Genomic DNA, 17,369 nt, shown 5'->3' on the forward strand with positions numbered 1-17,369 from the left:
TGACAGCATGTGCCGCTGGCTTGCCTATGCGGGAGAACCGCTCCAACCCTCGCTCGTGATCCTCGACGCGCAGCATTCGCTCGTCGCCCAGTCGCTCGACTCGCCGCTCGGCGCCGAGACGGTCAACGGCGACGGATTCGGATTCGGCTGGTACCCGGTCGGCTCGACCGAGGGCAGCCTGCCGTCGATCTTCCACAGCGTCGAACCGGCGTGGAACGACGAGAACCTGCGCGAGATCACCGAAGCGATCGAGAGCCCATTGTTCTTCAGTCACGTGCGCGCTGCCGCGGGCCCGCCGATCCAGCACACCAACTGCCACCCGTTCCGCTACCTCAATTGGCTCTTCATGCACAACGGAGTGATCCACGGCTTCCGCGAGATGAAGCGCGACCTCACCTTCGCCGTCGACCCTGCGCTCTACCCGTACATCAGGGGCACGACGGATTCCGAGGTGCTCTTCCACCTCGCCCTCACCTTCGGGCTCCAGGACGATCCGGTCGCGGGCATGACGAGGGCCGTGCAGTTCGTCGAGGAGATCGGCCGCAAGCACGACGTCGAACACCCGATGCAGGGCACCATCGCGATCGCCGACGGCGCCACGATCTGGGCCTTCCGGTACTCCACCGAGGGCAGGTCGCGCACGCTCTTCCACTCCGTCGACATTCCGACGCTGCATGAGATGTATCCGGATGTCCCGCGTCTGAAACTCTTCGGCAAGCGGGCGCGCGTCGTGGTCTCCGAACCGCTCAACGACCTGCCGGGGGCCTTCATCGAGGTACCGGAATCGTCGGTCGCGATCCTCGGGGAGGACGGCTACCGGTACGAACCGTTCATGGCGAGTGCCGTGCCGGCCTGACGTCGGGGGGCCGCCGACCTCAGCCGGGCGCCGTTCCTTGCCAACTTAGTTTAGGTCGTGGTCAAATGAACCGGAACGTCGACGAGGACGCTCCGGACTGGAGAGACCATGGTCGACGACACCCGTACTGCAGCGTTCAATCGGCGGCAGTTCCTGATGGTGGGTGGTGCGGCGGTCGGCTTGGCGGCGGTCGCTGGGGACCCGCTTCGGGCGACGAGTGCCCACGCCGCGGAGGCCGCCGGCAGTCGGCGGCCGAACGTGGTGGTGGTGCTCGCCGACGACTTGGGCTGGGGTGAGATCGGGTCATTCGGGCAGACGAAGATCAGCACGCCGAACCTCGACCGACTGGCACGCGAGGGCGTGCGATACACCGACTTCCACGCCGGCGGACCAGTCTGCGCCCCGTCGAGGTGCTCGATGCTGACCGGCATGCATTCCGGCCATGCCACGGTGCGCAACAACCCCGAGCCGGGCAACGGCGACGAACCGCTTCGCGCCGACGAAGTCACGTTCGCCCTGCTGCTCCAGACGATGGGCTATCGCACCGCCCTGATGGGCAAGTGGGGGTTCTCACCCGATGACCCGGGGCACCACAGTAGCCCGAACTCGCAGGGGTTCGACGAGTTCTTCGGCTACCTCACGCACATCCACGCGCACGACTACTACCCCTCGTACCTGTGGCACAACACCGACCGCATCGAGTTCCCCGAGAATGCGGGGAGCGCGATGGCGGCCTACGCGCCCGACCTCTTCGCCGATCGCGCCCTCCGGTTCATCGACCAGCACCACGCAGACCCCTTCCTGTTGATGCTCTCGACGAACGTGCCGCACTCTCCCCAGCAGGTGCCCGACCTCGGGCAGTACGCGACCATGGACTGGAGCGACGGGGATCGAGCGCACGCCGCACAGATCACGAGGATGGACGGCGACATCGGACGAATCGTCGCGAAGCTCGAGGAACGCGGCATCGCCGACGACACCGTGTTCCTGTTCATGAGCGACAACGGGCCCCACGAAGAGGGTGCTCCCTCGCACGACCCCGACTTCTTCGACGCGAGCGGTCCGTTCACGGGCTACAAGCGCAACCTGCTCGAAGGCGGCATCCGGGTGCCCGCCATCGTCTGGGCACCTGGCCTGACCGGCCAGGAGCCCGGCGGGCCGGCGGGCACCGTCGAGGAGACCCCATGGGCCATGTGGGACGTGCTGCCGACCCTCGCCGACCTCGCCGGAGCGCCGATGCCGCCGTTCGTCGACGGCCGGTCGATGCGCTCGACGTTCGACGCCGCGTCCGCGGAGTCGGTGGCGGCGGATCGGCCGCTCTACTGGTGGCGCCTCGAGCCCTACACGACGCCGCGGGCGCAGGCCGTCGAGGGCGGGCGCGTGCGCAACGCGGCCGAAGCGCTCCGGCAGGGCGACTGGAAGGCGCTTCGATACGCCCCGGCCCGCGACCGGAGCGTGCCGGATTCCGACTGGAGCGTCGAGCTCTACCACCTCGCGAGCGACCCGGGTGAGACCACGAACGTCGCCGCGCTGCATCCCGAGGTCGCGGCATCGCTAGTGGCCCTCATGAAGCAGGCATGGATCGAACCGCCGATGGACCGCCCGGCCTGGCGGCCCGACGGCCTGACGATCGATGCACCGGAGTTCATCACGGCCGGCATCCCGACCGTGGTGCCCGTGACCATGGCGAACCAGTTCGACACGACCATCACGAACGTGACGGTGGAGCTCCTCGTTCCCGATGGCTGGTCGGTCGCCGGCCGGCGACGGCTGCCGTTCCTGCGCGCCGGGCGCCTCTGCGTGACCTCGTTCGACGTGGTCGCGGGGCTCGCCGTCACTGAAGAGCAGCAGGTGGTGGCACTGGTGCGATTCGTCCGCGACGGTGAGGCGAGGGAGGCGACGCTCGCTGCGCCGGTGCAGTCGACTCCGGCACCCCCGCAGTCGACCTCCTTCGTGAGCGATCTCGCTTGGCTCTCGTCGGCGAACGCCTGGGGCCCGGTCGAGCGGGACATGAGCAACGGCAGGAACGGCGCCGGCGACGGCCCCGCCATCTCGATCGGCGGGCAGGAGTGGGCGAAGGGCCTCGGCGTGCACGCGCCCTCTGAGGTCGTCGTCTACGTCGGCGGCGCCTGCAGCCGTTTCACCTCCGTGGTGGGCATCGACGACTTCTCGGCACGTCAGAGCAGCACTGGCAGTGTCGTCTTCCAGGTCTGGGGCGACGGCTCGAAGCTGTACGACAGCGGGCTCGTGACGGCGGCGCTCGGTGCGCGGTCGATCGACCTGCCGATCACGGGCGTCGACGTGCTTCGACTCGTCGTGACGGATTCGGGCAACGGGAACACTCACGACCACGCGTCGTGGGCGGACGCGATCGTGCACGTCGGCTGACGCCCGTGAGGGGATCTTCCCCTCGCGGCCGATCGGTGCAAGCATCTGAATCGGGCCGGCACGCGATCGCCGCAGGTCGCGCGTCCCCGACGGGACGGAATCGGGGTCAAGATGAAGAAGTGGTCCGTCGTCGCGATCCTCGGGGCCGCGCAGTTCGTGATGGTGCTCGACGGCACGGTCATGAACGTGTCGATCTCGACCGTCGTCGTCGACCTCGACACCACGGTCACCGCGATGCAGGCGGCGATCACGTTCTACACGCTCACGATGGCGGCGCTCATGCTGCTCGGCGCGAAGCTCGGCGACGTGTGGGGGCGGCGCCGCGCGTTCGTCATCGGCTCGTGCATCTACGCGCTCGGCTCGCTCATGACCGCGCTCAGCCCGAACATCCAAGTGCTCTTCCTCGGCTGGTCGATCATCGAGGGCGTCGGCGCCGTGCTCGTGATCCCCGCGGTCGCGGCCCTCATCGCCGACAACTACGGGGGCACCGACCGCATCACGGCGTTCGCGGTCATCGGTGCGGTCTCGGGCGCCGCGGTCGCGGCGGGACCGCTCATCGGCGGGTTCCTCACGACGTACGCCAGCTGGCGCTACGTGTTCGTCGGCGAAGTCGTCATCATGATCGTCGTCGTGCTGTTCACACGCGTGATCGCCGACCGCACGGCGCGGCAGGCCGTGCACATCGACGTCTGGAGCGTGCTGCTCTCGGCCACGGGGCTCGTGTTCGTCGTGCTCGGCATGCTGCAGAGCAAGGTCTGGGGCTGGATCACGCCGCTGCACTCGCCCGAGATCGGCGGGGTCGAGATCGCCCCTCTCGGCATCTCGCTCTGCGCGTGGTTGATCGTCGCCGGCGCAGGGCTCCTGGCGCTGTTCGTGCGGCGTCAGCGTCGGCTCTCGGCGACCGGCCGCCAGCCCCTCGTCGATGTCGCACTGTTCGGCATCATCCGGCTCCGCAGCGGGCTCGCGGTGCTCGGCGCGCAGTACGCGATCACGGCCGGCCTCTTCTTCATGGTGCCCGTCTACCTGCAGATGACGCTCGGGCTCGATGCGCTCGAGACCGGTCTCAAGATCTTCCCGCTGTCGATCTCGCTCATCCTCTTCTCGATCGTGGGCACGCGCCTCTCGCGGCTCTGGTCGCCGCGGCGCATCGTGCGCGTCGGCCAGATCGCGCTCGTGCTGAGCTCGATCCTGCTGCTCGCCGCGGTCGACCTCGAACTGGCCAGCCTCGCCTTCGGGTTCGGCATGTTCGTCGCGGGCGCCGCCCTCGGCCTCCTCGCCTCGCAGCTCGGCAACGTCAACATGTCGAGCGTCTCCGAGTCGCAGACGAGCGAGGTCGGGGGTCTCCAGGGCGTCTTCCAGAATCTCGGCTCCTCGCTCGGCACCGCGCTCATCGGTTCGGTGCTGATCGGCGCGCTCGCCTCGAGCTTCGCCGTCGGCGTCTCGTCGAGCGAGCTCTCGGCCGAGACGAAGGCGCTCGTCAGCGAGCAGACCGAGGCAGGCGTCGCGATCCTTCCGGCTGCCGATGTCGCCGAGATCGCGCAGGAGGCAGGCCTCGACGAGACCGAGAGCGCCGAACTCACGCGCATCTACACCGACTCGCAGATCTCCTCGTTGCATACCGCATTCTTCGCGCTCATCGTGATCGCCTTCTTCGCCCTCTTCTTCTCGCGCGGCATCCCGACCGAGGTCATGGGCCGAAAGCCCGAGCGAGCGGATGCCCCGCCGGTGACGTGAGCCGGTCGGGGTCGACGAAGGCGACGAGGAAACGGGGGAGTCGCATGAACATGCAGCACGAGGCATCCGATGCCGGTGAATCGCGCGGCCGGGCCTTCGCACCGCCCGATCCGCCGCCCGACCCGACCGACTTCGTCGCGAGGGCCGAGTGGGGGCGCGCCGCCCGCCGCCGGTCGCCCCGCGCGGGTCACGCCGCCTGGGCACCCGCCGCAGACCGACCCGACCCGGTCGCCCTGCTCGAGGAGCAGGCGGCCGATCGCGTGCCCGAGCTGATCCCGATCCGCCACGCGCGCATGATGGTCTCGCCCTTCACGTTCTACCGAGGGGCGGCTCTCATCATGGCGGCCGACCTCGCGCGCACCGCGGACTCGGGCATCACCGTGCAGATCTGCGGCGACGCCCACCTCTCGAACTTCGGCGTGTTCGGCACGCCGGAGCGCAAGCTCGCCTTCGACATCAACGACTTCGACGAGACGCTGCCCGGCCCGTGGGAGTGGGATCTCAAGCGGCTCGCTGCGAGCTTCGAGGTCGCCGGCAGGTCGCGAGGCTTCTCCGAAGCGGAACGCCGAGAGGCAACCGTCGCGGCGGTGCGAGGCTATCGAGAGCGGATGCATCGGGCCGCAGAGTCCCGCGTGCTCGACGCGTGGTACGACCGGCTCGACGCCGACGCGCTCGCCGAGTGGGTGCGCGCCGAGCGGCAGGCGGGGCGCGCCGAGAAGGAGCTCGTGAAGCGCACCGATTCGACCCTCGCGAAGGCCAGGGCGCGCGACAGCATGAAGGCCTTCTCGAAGCTCGTGCGCGTCGTCGACGGAGAGCTGCGCATCGCCGCGGATCCGCCGCTGATCGTGCCGGTCGAGGATCTCGCGCCCGTCGGCCGCACCCATGCGGACGACGAGGAGACCATGCGCGAACTCCTGCGCGGCTACCGCACGACGCTGCCGCTCGCAAGGCATCCGCTCGAGGAGTTCACCTACCTGCACATGGCGCGCAAGGTCGTCGGCGTCGGCAGCGTGGGCACACGGGCGTGGATCGTGCTGCTTCGCGGCCGTGACAACGAGGACCCGCTCCTGCTGCAGGCCAAGCAGGCTCAGTCGTCGGTGCTCGAGCGCTTCCTCGCGCCGAGTGCGTTCGACCACCACGGTGAACGTGTCGTGCGAGGGCAGCGGGTGATGCAGGCGGCGAGCGACCTGTTCCTCGGCTGGCAGCGCGTGGTCGGCTTCGACGGTGTTGCGCGCGACTTCTACCTGCGCCAGTTGCACGACTGGAAGGGGGCGTTCGACGTCGAGACGAGTGCGCCGTCGGGTGCGAATCTCTACGCGCAGGTCTGCGGTCAGACGCTCGCCCGGGCCCACGCCCGTTCGGGCGACCGCGTGGCGATCGCCGGCTATCTCGGCGAGAGCGACCGCTTCGACCAGGCGATCGCGGACTTCGCGATTGCATACGCCGACCAAAATGAACGCGACCACGGGGCGTTCGTCACCGCGGTGCGATCGGGGCGGCTCGCGGCATCGGAGGGGTGAGCGGGCACGCACGGGGGTTTTCCCCCGGCAGACCCGGGGGAGCACCCCGTGCCGGCCGCCGCCGCCGGTCGCCATGCTGAGCCGCATGAGCACCGGAACCAGGACCCCAGCGCCATCCGCCCCCGACGCACCGCGCGCGACCGGGGGCGGGATGCCGCCGTCGCGCACCACCCGATCCTTCGCGGCACGAGCGGGGTGGGTGTGGGTCCTGCTCTCGTCCATGGCGATCACCGCCTTCGCCGTCATGCCCTATCTCACCGCGTCGCTCGCCACGCTCTCCGACGAGGGGGTGGGCATCGCTTCGAACTACGACGGTCAGCCCGAGTTCGTGCAGCTCGCGTTCTACGTGCACATCGTCACTGGCGGCATCGCGCTCGTCACCGGGCCGTTCCAGTTCTGGCGTGGGCTTCGCACGCGGCATCCGCACGTGCATCGCTGGACCGGTCGGGTCTACCTCAGCGCGGTGCTGATCGCGGGCGTCGCCGGGCTCGTGATGGCGCCGTTCAACTCGGCCGGCCTCGTCGGGTTCTTCGGGTTCGGCGCGATCGCCGTGCTCTGGCTCGTCACCGGTCTGCGCGCCTACCGCGCCATCAGGGCGGGGGATGTCGCGAGCCACCGTGCGTGGATGATGCGCAACTTCGCCCTCACCTACGCGGCGGTCACGCTGCGGCTCTGGATCGGCGTGCTGCTCGGCGTGCAGGCCCTGCCCGGCGGCGAGTTCGACTTCGAAGCGGCGTTCGACAACGCATACGCGGCGGTGCCGTTCCTCAGCTGGATCCCGAACCTCATCGTGGCCGAGTGGCTGATCCGTCGCCGCGGTCTGCCCTCGTACGCACTGCCGAAATGAACCGCGTGGCCTCTGTCGTAGGGCGCGGCGGCTGCGCTAGGTTGACCGCAGAAGACCGTCGGCGCCGTCACGGCGCCGACGCTGCGGCCGGTGATCCCGGCACTCTCGAAAGGCGATCACCATGTACTTCCTGAACAGCGTCTGGGACTGGTTCTGGTTCTGCTTCTGGATCTTCGCCTACGTCGCGTACCTGTTCGCGCTCATCTACATCGTGATCGACATCTTCCGCGATCACAGCCTCAACGGCTGGCTCAAGGCGGTGTGGCTGCTCTTCCTCGTCTTCGTGCCGTTCCTCACGGCGCTGGTCTACCTGATCGCGCGCGGCAACGGCATGGCCGAGCGCTCTGCGCGCAAGCAGGTCGAGTACCAGGAGTACTCCCCTGAGGAGATCCGGGCGACGTCGTTCGCGAACCCGACGGAGGAGATCGCGAAGGCGCAGTCGCTGCGCGAGCAGGGGCTCATCACCGACGGCGAGTTCGAGGCGCTGAAGAACAAGGCGCTCGGCGGCAAGTACTGAGGCGGGCGGCGGCCGGAGTCGAGGGCCGGCGTCAGTCGAGCGGCTCGATGAGCGTCGGGTCGGCGGGGTCGACGGCTCGCGAGTTGTTGACCCGGCGATCGACCTCGTAGTTCGAGATCGTCGATGCGACGCGCTCGGACTCGGCGGTCATGAGCTCGATCATCTCGGCCTTGCCGTCGTCGTCGAGCTTCACGGGTGCGAGGTAGTCGTTCCAGGCGTCGCGGTCGAGGAAGACGGGCATGCGGTCGTGCACCTCGCCCGAGGCATCCCGAGCCTCGCGCGTGATGATCGACGTCGAGACCTCCCAGTCGTCGCCGACCTTGCGCGCGGTGTAGATGCCGGCCGCAGCGAGCAGCGGCGCGTCGCCGTGCAGGAACCAGGCCTGCTTGTTGCCGGGCTCGCCGGTCCACTCGTAGTAGCCGCGCATCGGCACGAGGCAGCGGGATGACGCGAACGCGCCCTTCCACAGGCCGTTGGTGGCGACCGTCTCGATGCGCGTGTTGAACTGGGGGCGCTTCGACTCCTTCATGAACGAGGGCCGGAAGTTCCACACCGCCGGGTCGACCGAACGCCGAACCTCGCCGGTCTCGCTGTTCTTGCGCTCGCGCACGATCGGCACGACCTCGGTCGGCGCGATGGAGAACTGGGGCCGCCAGTCGCGGTAGTCGCCGCCCTCGGCGACGAACTCCTGGATGAGTTCGTCGATCTTGGCGTCGTTCGCGAATCGTCCGCACATGCTGCCAGTCTGCACCCGGCCGCCCACATGCGGCCAGTGCGTGCACTCGTGCAGCGGACCGGCACCGCGCGCTCAGCGGAGGGTGGGGCCGCCGGGCCGGTGAAGGGGTCTCACCGTCCCGGCCATCGATGACCTACGCGGGTAGGGTCGCGGTTCCATCGATGGCGCGCGCACAGGCGCGCGCGTCATTCAGGGGCGAAGAGCGGTTGGCCCCCTCCTGCTCTTCGTCCGGCCAACACGACCGGTAGTGAGGAGGCTGCGAACCCGAATCGCAGTCGCCGCCGCCCGTGGTGGTGCTTTCAGGATATCACCCGGACCACCCCGTTCGGGGGGTAGGCGCGCGCAGAGTCGTGTGTCGAGTGCCCGAGGGCGTGGTTCCAGTAGTGGAGCGGATGACGGGAATCGAACCCGCGCTATCAGCTTGGGAAGCTGAAGTTCTACCATTGAACTACATCCGCACGCGGCATCCGAAGACACCGTGGGCACCATCGTATCAATGGTCTCGATGCGCTTCGCTACCCGACCGGCGGACTCGGCGGGGCGGCGTTGCTACGCTGGCAGCGTGCTGCTCTCAGATCGTGACATCCGGGCCGAACTCGACGCGAACCGCATCGGACTCGACCCGTACGAACCGGGCATGATCCAGCCGTCGTCGATCGATGTGCGCCTCGACCGGTACTTCCGTCTCTTCGACAATCACAAGTATCCGTTCATCGATCCGGCCGAGGATCAGCCCGAGCTCACCCACCTCATCGAGGTGCGGCCCGACGAGGCGTTCATCCTGCACCCGGGCGAGTTCGTGCTCGCCTCGACGTACGAGGCCGTCACCCTGCCCGACGACGTGGCCGCTCGGCTCGAGGGCAAGAGCTCGCTCGGCCGGCTCGGCCTGCTCACGCACTCGACCGCGGGGTTCATCGACCCGGGCTTCACCGGGCACGTGACCCTCGAGCTCTCGAACGTCGCGACGCTGCCGATCAAGCTCTGGCCGGGCATGAAGATCGGCCAGATGTGCTTCTTCCGCTTGTCGTCGCCGAGCGAGCGGCCCTACGGATCGGCCGAGTACGCGAACCGCTACCAGGGGCAGCGGGGGCCGACGGCGTCGCGCTCGTTCCACGGCTTCCACCGCACGGATGTCGGTGTCACCGACGCCGGCTCGCGGGGCGACTGAGCTCGATCCCGCCCACGGCGCCGAGCGCCTCGGCGGCGCCGAGCGCCTCGACCGCGCTGAACGCATCCGACGCGTCGTGCGCGAGCACGAATTCCATCACGGCGTCGAGCGTGACGTCGGCCCGCAGCACCCGATTGTGGCTGAGCCCCTCGGTCGCGAGCAGCCGGGCGTGATCGCGGTTCGCCTCGAGCAGTCGCTCCGACTCGGTGAACGGAATGCGCAGGTCGCCGCGGTCGTGCACCAGCAGCAGGGGCGTGCCACCGGGCAGCGGATGCCGCGCCGCCGAGTAGCGTTCGAAGGGGTCGGGCTGCCCGGTGAAGTCGTGGGCGGCATAGCGCACGGCGAGGGCGTCGCGAGTCGCCGCGTCGAGACCGAGTATCGCGCCGAAGCCGTCGACGAAGATGCGGGGGTCGGCCGCGCTGGCGATGCCGACCACCCGGGTCGCCGCGGTGCCGCCGTGTACCGACATGAGCGCCGCGAGCGAACCGAACGAGTGCCCGACGATCGCGTGCCATGGCCCCTCGCGCCGGGTGAGCTCGCCGATGACATCGAGGTGGTCGACGACGTAGGTATGGCGACCGGGCGAATCGCCGTTGGCCGGCCCGTCGAAGGAGAGCACGCGGAACCCCTCGCTGGTGAGCTCGCGAACGAGTGGAGCGAACATGCTGGCGCGCGACTGCCAGCCGTGCGCCAGCAGCACCGTGCGCTCGCCCGCGCCCCACTCGTAGGTGACGACGTCGACGCCGGTTCGGCGGATGCCCGGGATGCGCACCGTGCCCCGACGGGCGGCACGGTGGGTGGCGAGGTCGGCGGCGACGACGGGTGCGCGCGTGCCGACGCGGCGGAAGAGCGGGAGCGCGATGGCTGCCGCGAGATCGGGGGAGACGCGCGATGCTGCACGAATTCCGGTGGCGATGGCGGATGCTGCTGACATCGGGGCTCCTCGGGTTGCGTCTGACAATACGAACGGTCGTACGCACACTATACGAACGATCGTGCGTACAATCAAGAGGTGATGATCGAGACCGACGGCCGACGCGTCAGGGGCGACGCATCGCGTCGCGTCGTGCTCGACCACGCCGTCGACATCGCCTCGGTCGAGGGCCTCGACGGGCTCTCGATCGGCCGGCTCGCCGACGCCGCGCACGTCAGCAAGAGCGGCGTCGCGACCCTGTTCGGCTCGAAGGAACGGCTTCAGCTCGCTGCGATCGAGGCCGCGCGCCTGCGCTTCGTCGCGAGCGTGATCGAGCCGGCGCGCGTCGAGCCCCGAGGCATCCGTCGCATCGTCGCCCTGCTCGACGGCTGGATCGCGTACTCACGCGACCGGGTCTTCACGGGCGGGTGCTTCTTCGCCGCGACCGCGGCCGAGTTCGATGCGAAGCCCGGATCGGTGCGCGACGCGCTCGCCGCAGCGCTCGATGACTGGAGCGGCTACCTCGCCGCATCCTTCAGGTACGCCGTGGCGCAGGGCGAGGTCGGCGCAGATCAGGACCCCGAGCAGTTCGCCTTCGAGGCGACCGCCCTGCTCGATGCGGCCAACACCCGTTCGGTGATGGGCGACTCCAACCAGCCGTACGTCTTCGCCCGCCGCGCGCTCGTCTCGCGCCTGCGTGCTGCCGGAGCGGATGCTGCGGTGCTCGCCCGGCTGGCCGACGTCGACGACCTCGCGGCCTGACGAGCCAGGTCAGGCCGTCGCGAAGACCAGCGCGAGCGTCGTGTCGCCGCACGGCACCACGAACTGGCCGCCGGGCAGCACGCTCGCCACGGCCTGCCCCTGATGCTCGTGCAGCGGCGCGAGCACCGAGGCGAGCCCGTCGAGCCGCAACAGGGCCCCGGTCGCGTGCCGCGAATCGGTCGAGGCGACGATGCGGCCCGATGCGTTCACGAGGGTGCACGGGTGCCCCGACTCGCGCAGCACCGGCAGCAGCTCCCGCTCGAGGCGCACGACGTACGCGTCGATGCCGACGACTCCGGCCATCTCGCCGTCGACCATCACGGGCGTGGTGATCGTGACGGTGTAGTCGTCGGTGCAGAGGTAGTCGACGTACGGGCCCGTGAGGTGCCAGGTGCCGGTGCGCGCCGGCGTTCGCCACCACTCGAGCGTCGTGTAGTCGCGGAACTGCTCGGCGTCGGGGTCGCTCTCGGCGTCGAGTCGGCGAACGCCCCCGCCCGCGGCGGCTCGGAAGGTGTTCGTGCCGCTCAGCCACCACGCGAGATGCCAGGGCGCGTCGTGCAGGAACCCCGGGGCCGCGACGAAGCCGGCGCCCGTGATGAGCGCGCTGGAGTGGTCGAGCGCCGGTCGCACGAGTGCGGCGATCGCGGGGTCGAGTTCGGCTGCGCTCGGCTCGTCGACGACGGCGAGGCGGGTCTCGAGCGAATCGCGCCAGGTGTCGATGAGCGTGAACAGCGGGTCGATCGTCGCCGCGATGCGATGGGCGATGGTGTCGGCTGCGTTGGCGACGGTGGTGTTCATGGCCTCACCCCTTCCGGTCTTCGGCATCGGGTGCCGGTTGCGGGTTCGGCTCGGGGGACTCGAGCCGAGCCTTCTCGTCGATGAGCCACTCGGTGGCGGATGCGATGTGGTCGACCGTCGCGCGCCGGGCGCCCGCCGGGTCGACGGCGCGGACCGCCTCGATCACCTCGACCCGTGCCTGCCTGCTGCGGTCACGATACGCCTGTTCCCGTAGGCACATCCAGAGCAGCGGGCCGGATTCGGCCTGCAGGCGCAGCTCCTCGTGCACGAGCCGGGGTGACTGGCTCACCGCGGCGACCTCGAGCTGGAACCTGCCCATCGCCCGCCGGGCGCCGCCCGGGCTGCCGAGTTCGGCACGGGCGTCGATCTCGACCAGGCTCGCGAGGTCGTCGTCACTCGCCCGGTCGGCGGCGACCTCGGCGGCCATTCCTGCGATCGCGGCGTAGTGCAGCGAGAGGTCGCGCAGTTCGATGCGGCTGAGCGCGCGAACCCGGGCGTCGATCATGCGCATGGACGCGTCGCGATCATGGGTGACGAAGCTGCCGCCGTCGCGCCCGCGCCGGGTGAGCACGAGGCCCTTGTCGCGAAGGGCGACGAGTGCTTCGCGGGCGGTCACGACGGCGACGCCGAGGCTCTTCGCGAGCTCGGACTCGCTCGGCAGCCGCTCGCCGTCGCGCAGCACGCCCGCGACGATCGCATCCGTCAATCGCTGCTCGACGAGCTCGGCGCGGCCGGCGCCCTCGAGCGGTGAGAACACGACGGCGCGCGTCGCGTCGGAGCGGCTGGTGGCCTGCGGCATCCGACCTCCCGCGTCTGTGCTGGCGAATCCGTGACACGACCGTAACACGGGGGTCTGGACTTTTACATCTGGAGTCATATGATTCTGAGCAGACGAACATCTGGTTTCAGATGTTTCGGGTCGCATCGAAGGAGATGTCCATGACCGAGACGCAACCGGCCATCCGCCTCACCGGGCTCACCAAGGAGTTCGGGGCGGTCACCGCGGTCGATCACGTCGACCTCGAGATCGCGGCCGGCGAGTTCTTCTCGATGCTCGGCCCGTCGGGCTCGGGCAAGACCACGGTGCTGCGGCTCATCGCCGGCTTCGAGCAGCCGAGCGGGGGCACGGTTGAGCTCTTCGGGCAGGATGTCACGAAGCGCGCGCCGTTCGACCGTGACGTCAACACGGTGTTCCAGGACTACGCGCTGTTCCCGCACATGAGCGTGCTCGACAACGTGGCGTACGGACTGCGCGTGCGCGGCCTCGGTCGCAAGGAGCGGAACGAGCGGGCACTGCGGGCCCTCGCCTCGGTGCGGCTCGAGCAGATGGCCGGCCGCAAGCCCTCGCAGCTCTCTGGCGGCCAACGCCAACGCGTCGCCCTCGCCCGCGCCACCGTCGTGCAGCCGAAGGTGCTGCTGCTCGACGAACCGCTCGGCGCCCTCGACCTGAAGCTCCGCGAGCAGATGCAGGTGGAGCTGAAGCAGATCCAGCGCGAGCTCGGCATCACCTTCATCTTCGTCACCCACGACCAGGAGGAGGCGCTCACGCTCTCCGACCGCATCGCAGTGTTCAACGACGGCCGCATCGAGCAGCTCGGCACCCCCGCCGAGCTCTACGAACGCCCTCGCTCGCGATTCGTCGCCGACTTCGTCGGCACTTCGAACCTCTTCGACGCCGACCGCTCCCGCACGATCCTCGGTCGCGACGGCCACCACTCCGTGCGCCCCGAGAAGATGACCGTCTCCCGCGAGGGCCTCCGCCAGCACGGCGTCGTCGACGCGCCGGGCACGGTCGTCGAGGCGATCTACCTCGGCAGCGGCGTGCGGCTCGTCGTCGACCTCGACGACGGCACCCGCGTGACGGTGCTCGAGCAGAACGACCGCGGCCGCCTGCACGACGACGAGCGCGGCGACCGCGTCATCGTCTCGTGGCACGACGACGACGTCGTGCCGCTCGGCGTCGAGGCACTACCGGGCATCTCCGGCTGACGCACCGCACATGACCAGCACTGCACCACACGGCACACCAGAAGAGGAGAGAACCATGAAGCGCACCACGCACAGGGCGCGCCGCGGCGCGACCGTGGGCCTCGCGATCGCCTCGATCGCGATGCTCACCGCTTGCGGCACGACGTCGGGAGGCGGCGACGGCGGCGGTGAGGCCGCCGCCGAGCTCGGCGAGATGGAGGGCCAAGTCTCGTTGCTCGCCTGGCCCGGCTACGTCGAAGACGGCTCGAACGACCCCGCGGTCGACTGGGTCACCCCCTTCGAGGAGGAGACCGGCTGCGAGGTCACGTCGAAGACGTACGGGACGTCGGACGAGGCGTTCAACCTCATGAAGACCGGCGAGTACGACGTGGTCGCGGCATCCGGTGACGCCTCGCTCCGCCTCGTCGCCGCCGGCGACGTGGCACCGGTCAACACCGACCTCATCCCGAACTACGAGGGCATCTACGACTTCCTGAAGATGCAGTCGTGGAACTCGGTCGACGGCGAGGCATACGGCGTGCCGCACGGCTACGGGGCGAACCTGCTCATGTACAACACGGAGGCGTTCCCCGAGGCGCCCACGTCGTGGGACGTCGTCTTCGACAAGGCGAGCGAGAACGCGGGCAAGGTCACCGCCTACGACTCTCCCATCTACATCGCGGATGCCGCGGTCTACCTGATGGCGCACGAGCCCGAGCTCGGCATCGAGAACCCGTACTCCCTCGATGAGGAGCAGTTCCAAGCGGCCGTCGACCTGCTGAAGGAGCAGCGAGCGTCGATCGGCGAGTACTGGTCGGACTACCTGAAGGAGATCCAGGCCTTCGAGACCGGCGACACCGTCGTCGGCACGAGCTGGCAGGTCATCCAGAACGTGCTCGAGGGCTCGGGAGCGCCGACCGCGGTCGTGCTGCCCGAGGAGGGCACGACCGGATGGTCCGACACGTGGATGATCGCGTCAGAGGCGAAGAACCCGAACTGCGCCTACGCGTGGCTGAACTACATCGCGAGCCCCGAGGCGAACGCGGCCGCGACCGAGTACTTCGGCGAGGCGCCGTCGAACGAGGCCGCGTGCGAGTTCCGCTCGGAGGGATCGTGCGAGGCATTCCATGCCGGTGACGAGGACTACGCGTCGCAGATCTGGTACTGGTCGACCCCGATCGAGAAGTGCCTCGACGGGCGCACCGACGTGAAGTGCGTCGATTACTCCGGCTGGACCGAGGCCTGGTCGGAGATCAAGGGCTGAACCATCGGGGCGGCCCGTTCCGGCGGGCCGCCCCACCCCGTTCCCATCACCTCGATGACAGGATCAGCATGACGACGAATGCGACGGCCGCGGCATCCGCCCGACGCGGCGCAACCGCGCCCGAGCCCGATCGGCGACAAGTGCCGCGACCGAAGAGCGGGCCGGCGCGGGCCGTCTCCGTCTTCCTCAGCACGCATCCGCGTGCCCGGCTCGGGCTGCTGCTCAGCGCGCCGCTGTTCTGGCTCGGCCTCGTCTACATCGTCGCGCTCGTGCTGCTACTCGTCACCGCGTTCTGGTCGGTCGACAGCTTCACGGGCGAGATCACCCAGGAGTGGACGCTCGACAACATCGTCACGGTGATCACGGGCTCGCTCTACCAGACGGTCACGCTGCGCACCCTGGGCGTGGCGCTCGCCGTGACCCTCATCGACGTGGCGCTCGCACTGCCGATCGCCTTCTTCATGGCGAAGGTGGCGACACCGCGCATGCAGCGGATCCTCGTGATCGCGGTGCTGACGCCGCTGTGGGCGAGCTACCTCGTGAAGGCCTACGCCTGGCGGTCGGTGCTCTCGCAGGACGGGATCCTCGAGTGGCTGCTCGCGCCGTTCGGCGCCAGCACGCCGGGCTACGGGCTGCCCGCGACGATCATCACCCTGTCGTATCTGTGGCTGCCCTACGTGATCCTCCCGATCTACGCCGGGCTCGAGCGCGTGCCCGACTCGCTGCTCGAGGCCTCCTCCGACCTCGGCGGCCGCACCTGGCCGACGCTGCGCCTCGTGGTCTTCCCGCTCGTGCTGCCGGCCATCATCGCGGGCACGATCTTCAGCTTCGCGCTGTCGCTCGGCGACTACATCACGGTGAACATCGTCGGCGGTGCGAACCAGATGCTCGGAAACCTCGTCTACACGAACGTCGGCGCGGCGAACAACCTGCCCCTCGCCTCGGCGATCGCGCTCATCCCGATCGTGATCATCTTCGGCTACCTCTTCCTCGTGCGTCGCACCGGCGCGCTCGACAACCTCTAGGGGCGACGGATGCGACTCTCCAGACTCTCCCGCACGATGCTCGGCGTCGTGACCGGCGCGATCCTCCTGGTCGTCTACGTGCCGCTCTTCGTCGTGCTCGTGAACTCGTTCTCGACGTCGACGTCGCTCACCTGGCCGCCGCCCGGCTTCACGCTCGAGTGGTGGGGCCGCGCCTTCCAGAGCGCCGGCGCGATGGAGGCGGTGGCGACGAGCGTGCAGATCGCGGTGATCGCCACGGTCATCTCGCTCGTGCTGGGCACGCTCATCTCGCTCGCCTTGCAGCGCTTCGAGTTCTTCGGGCGCGAGGCGATCAGCCTGCTCGTGATCCTGCCGATCGCGCTGCCCGGCATCATCACGGGTATCGCGCTCAACAACTTCTTCCGCACGATCATGGGGGTGCCGCTGTCGATCTGGACGATCGTGATCGCGCACGCGACGTTCTGCATCGTCACGGTGTTCAACAACGTGATCGCGCGGCTCCGGCGACAGGGGACCAACCTCGAGGAGGCCTCCGCCGACCTCGGGGCAGGGGTGTGGACGACGTTCCGGCTCGTGACCTTCCCGCAGCTGCGCTCGGCGCTGCTCGCGGGCGGCCTGCTCGCCTTCGCCCTCTCGTTCGACGAGATCATCGTGACGACGTTCACGGCGGGGTCGGGGGTGACGACGCTGCCCATCTTCATCCTGAACAACATGTTCCGGCCGAACCAGGCGCCGATCGTCTCGGTGATCGCCGTGGTGCTCGTGCTCGTCTCGATCATCCCGATCTACATCGCCCAGCGGCTCTCGGGTTCGGAGTCAGAGCGGCGCTGAGTTCGAGCGAGTGGATGCCGCGAACTGACGAGGGACCCGCCGGTGGCGGGTCCCTCGTGGTGT

General features: G+C 69.2%; 16 protein-coding genes and 1 tRNA gene. 12 read left to right on the forward strand and 5 right to left on the reverse strand.

The genetic code is table 11. From position 1 onward, the window contains the following. Window positions 1–7: 7 nt before the first annotated feature. The 6 genes from VPH61_RS05350 to VPH61_RS05375 all read left to right on the forward strand — a co-directional run bounded on the left by VPH61_RS05350 (window position 8) and on the right by VPH61_RS05375 (window position 7,862). Complete coding sequence (locus tag VPH61_RS05350) at window positions 8–856, forward strand: class II glutamine amidotransferase (RefSeq protein WP_332062459.1); 849 nt, start codon at window positions 8–10, stop codon at window positions 854–856. Between the two features lie 108 nt (window positions 857–964). After that, window positions 965–3,244, forward strand: a complete 2,280-nt coding sequence (locus VPH61_RS05355) for a sulfatase-like hydrolase/transferase (protein ID WP_332062460.1) — start codon at window positions 965–967, stop codon at window positions 3,242–3,244. A gap of 111 nt (window positions 3,245–3,355) precedes the next feature. Further along, the gene (locus VPH61_RS05360; protein WP_332062461.1) at window positions 3,356–4,978 is read left to right on the forward strand and encodes an MFS transporter; all 1,623 of its coding nucleotides are present in this window, start codon (window positions 3,356–3,358) and stop codon (window positions 4,976–4,978) included. 44 nt (window positions 4,979–5,022) lie between these two features. Continuing rightward, window positions 5,023–6,498 carry a DUF2252 domain-containing protein gene (locus VPH61_RS05365; protein ID WP_332062462.1) on the forward strand — a complete coding sequence of 492 codons (1,476 nt, stop codon included), beginning with the start codon at window positions 5,023–5,025 and terminating at the stop codon, window positions 6,496–6,498. 85 nt (window positions 6,499–6,583) lie between these two features. Next, window positions 6,584–7,345, forward strand: coding sequence for a DUF2306 domain-containing protein (locus VPH61_RS05370; protein WP_332062463.1), 762 nt, complete (start codon window positions 6,584–6,586; stop codon window positions 7,343–7,345). A gap of 121 nt (window positions 7,346–7,466) precedes the next feature. Continuing rightward, window positions 7,467–7,862, forward strand: a complete 396-nt coding sequence (locus VPH61_RS05375) for an SHOCT domain-containing protein (RefSeq protein WP_332062464.1) — start codon at window positions 7,467–7,469, stop codon at window positions 7,860–7,862. Between the two features lie 31 nt (window positions 7,863–7,893). Here the strand turns inward: VPH61_RS05375 and VPH61_RS05380 are convergent, their stop codons facing one another. Both VPH61_RS05380 and VPH61_RS05385 read right to left on the reverse strand, forming a co-directional pair. After that, the gene (locus VPH61_RS05380) at window positions 7,894–8,598 is read right to left on the reverse strand and encodes an SOS response-associated peptidase (protein ID WP_332062465.1); all 705 of its coding nucleotides are present in this window, start codon (window positions 8,596–8,598) and stop codon (window positions 7,894–7,896) included. A 384-nt stretch (window positions 8,599–8,982) separates the two neighbouring features. Next, window positions 8,983–9,056: transfer RNA gene (locus VPH61_RS05385), tRNA-Gly, on the reverse strand. A 104-nt stretch (window positions 9,057–9,160) separates the two neighbouring features. On the opposite strand from VPH61_RS05385, the gene dcd reads away from it, so the two are divergent. Then, complete coding sequence (gene dcd, locus VPH61_RS05390; RefSeq protein WP_332062466.1) at window positions 9,161–9,766, forward strand: dCTP deaminase; 606 nt, start codon at window positions 9,161–9,163, stop codon at window positions 9,764–9,766. Here dcd and VPH61_RS05395 read toward each other — a convergent pair. After that, on the reverse strand, window positions 9,738–10,700 hold the full coding sequence (locus VPH61_RS05395) for an alpha/beta hydrolase family protein (protein WP_332062467.1): 963 nt from the start codon (window positions 10,698–10,700) through the stop codon (window positions 9,738–9,740). The genes dcd and VPH61_RS05395 overlap by 29 nt on opposite strands. Window positions 10,701–10,781: 81 nt before the next feature. On the opposite strand from VPH61_RS05395, the gene VPH61_RS05400 reads away from it, so the two are divergent. Further along, entirely contained in the window at window positions 10,782–11,441 is a 660-nt protein-coding gene (locus tag VPH61_RS05400; RefSeq protein WP_332062543.1) for a TetR/AcrR family transcriptional regulator, read from the forward strand. 9 nt (window positions 11,442–11,450) lie between these two features. Here VPH61_RS05400 and VPH61_RS05405 read toward each other — a convergent pair whose 3' ends face one another. Both VPH61_RS05405 and VPH61_RS05410 read right to left on the reverse strand, forming a co-directional pair. Further along, complete coding sequence (locus tag VPH61_RS05405) at window positions 11,451–12,239, reverse strand: PDC sensor domain-containing protein (protein WP_332062468.1); 789 nt, start codon at window positions 12,237–12,239, stop codon at window positions 11,451–11,453. A 4-nt stretch (window positions 12,240–12,243) separates the two neighbouring features. Further along, window positions 12,244–13,038, reverse strand: a complete 795-nt coding sequence (locus VPH61_RS05410; RefSeq protein WP_332062469.1) for a FadR/GntR family transcriptional regulator — start codon at window positions 13,036–13,038, stop codon at window positions 12,244–12,246. Between the two features lie 140 nt (window positions 13,039–13,178). Between VPH61_RS05410 and VPH61_RS05415 the strand changes: the two genes are divergently transcribed. The 4 genes from VPH61_RS05415 to VPH61_RS05430 all read left to right on the forward strand — a co-directional run bounded on the left by VPH61_RS05415 (window position 13,179) and on the right by VPH61_RS05430 (window position 17,306). After that, window positions 13,179–14,228: an ABC transporter ATP-binding protein gene (locus VPH61_RS05415; RefSeq protein WP_332062470.1), complete on the forward strand. Its 1,050-nt coding sequence runs from the start codon at window positions 13,179–13,181 to the stop codon at window positions 14,226–14,228. 55 nt (window positions 14,229–14,283) lie between these two features. Beyond that, complete coding sequence (locus tag VPH61_RS05420; RefSeq protein WP_332062471.1) at window positions 14,284–15,471, forward strand: ABC transporter substrate-binding protein; 1,188 nt, start codon at window positions 14,284–14,286, stop codon at window positions 15,469–15,471. A gap of 68 nt (window positions 15,472–15,539) precedes the next feature. Further along, a complete protein-coding gene (locus tag VPH61_RS05425) occupies window positions 15,540–16,496 on the forward strand; it encodes an ABC transporter permease (protein ID WP_332062472.1) in 957 nt (318 codons plus the stop codon). Window positions 16,497–16,505: 9 nt separating this feature from the next. Further along, on the forward strand, window positions 16,506–17,306 hold the full coding sequence (locus VPH61_RS05430) for an ABC transporter permease (RefSeq protein WP_332062473.1): 801 nt from the start codon (window positions 16,506–16,508) through the stop codon (window positions 17,304–17,306). Window positions 17,307–17,369 lie beyond the last annotated feature (63 nt).

Source organism: Agromyces sp. CCNWLW203 (assembly GCF_036576125.1).
Lineage (GTDB): Bacteria > Actinomycetota > Actinomycetes > Actinomycetales > Microbacteriaceae > Agromyces.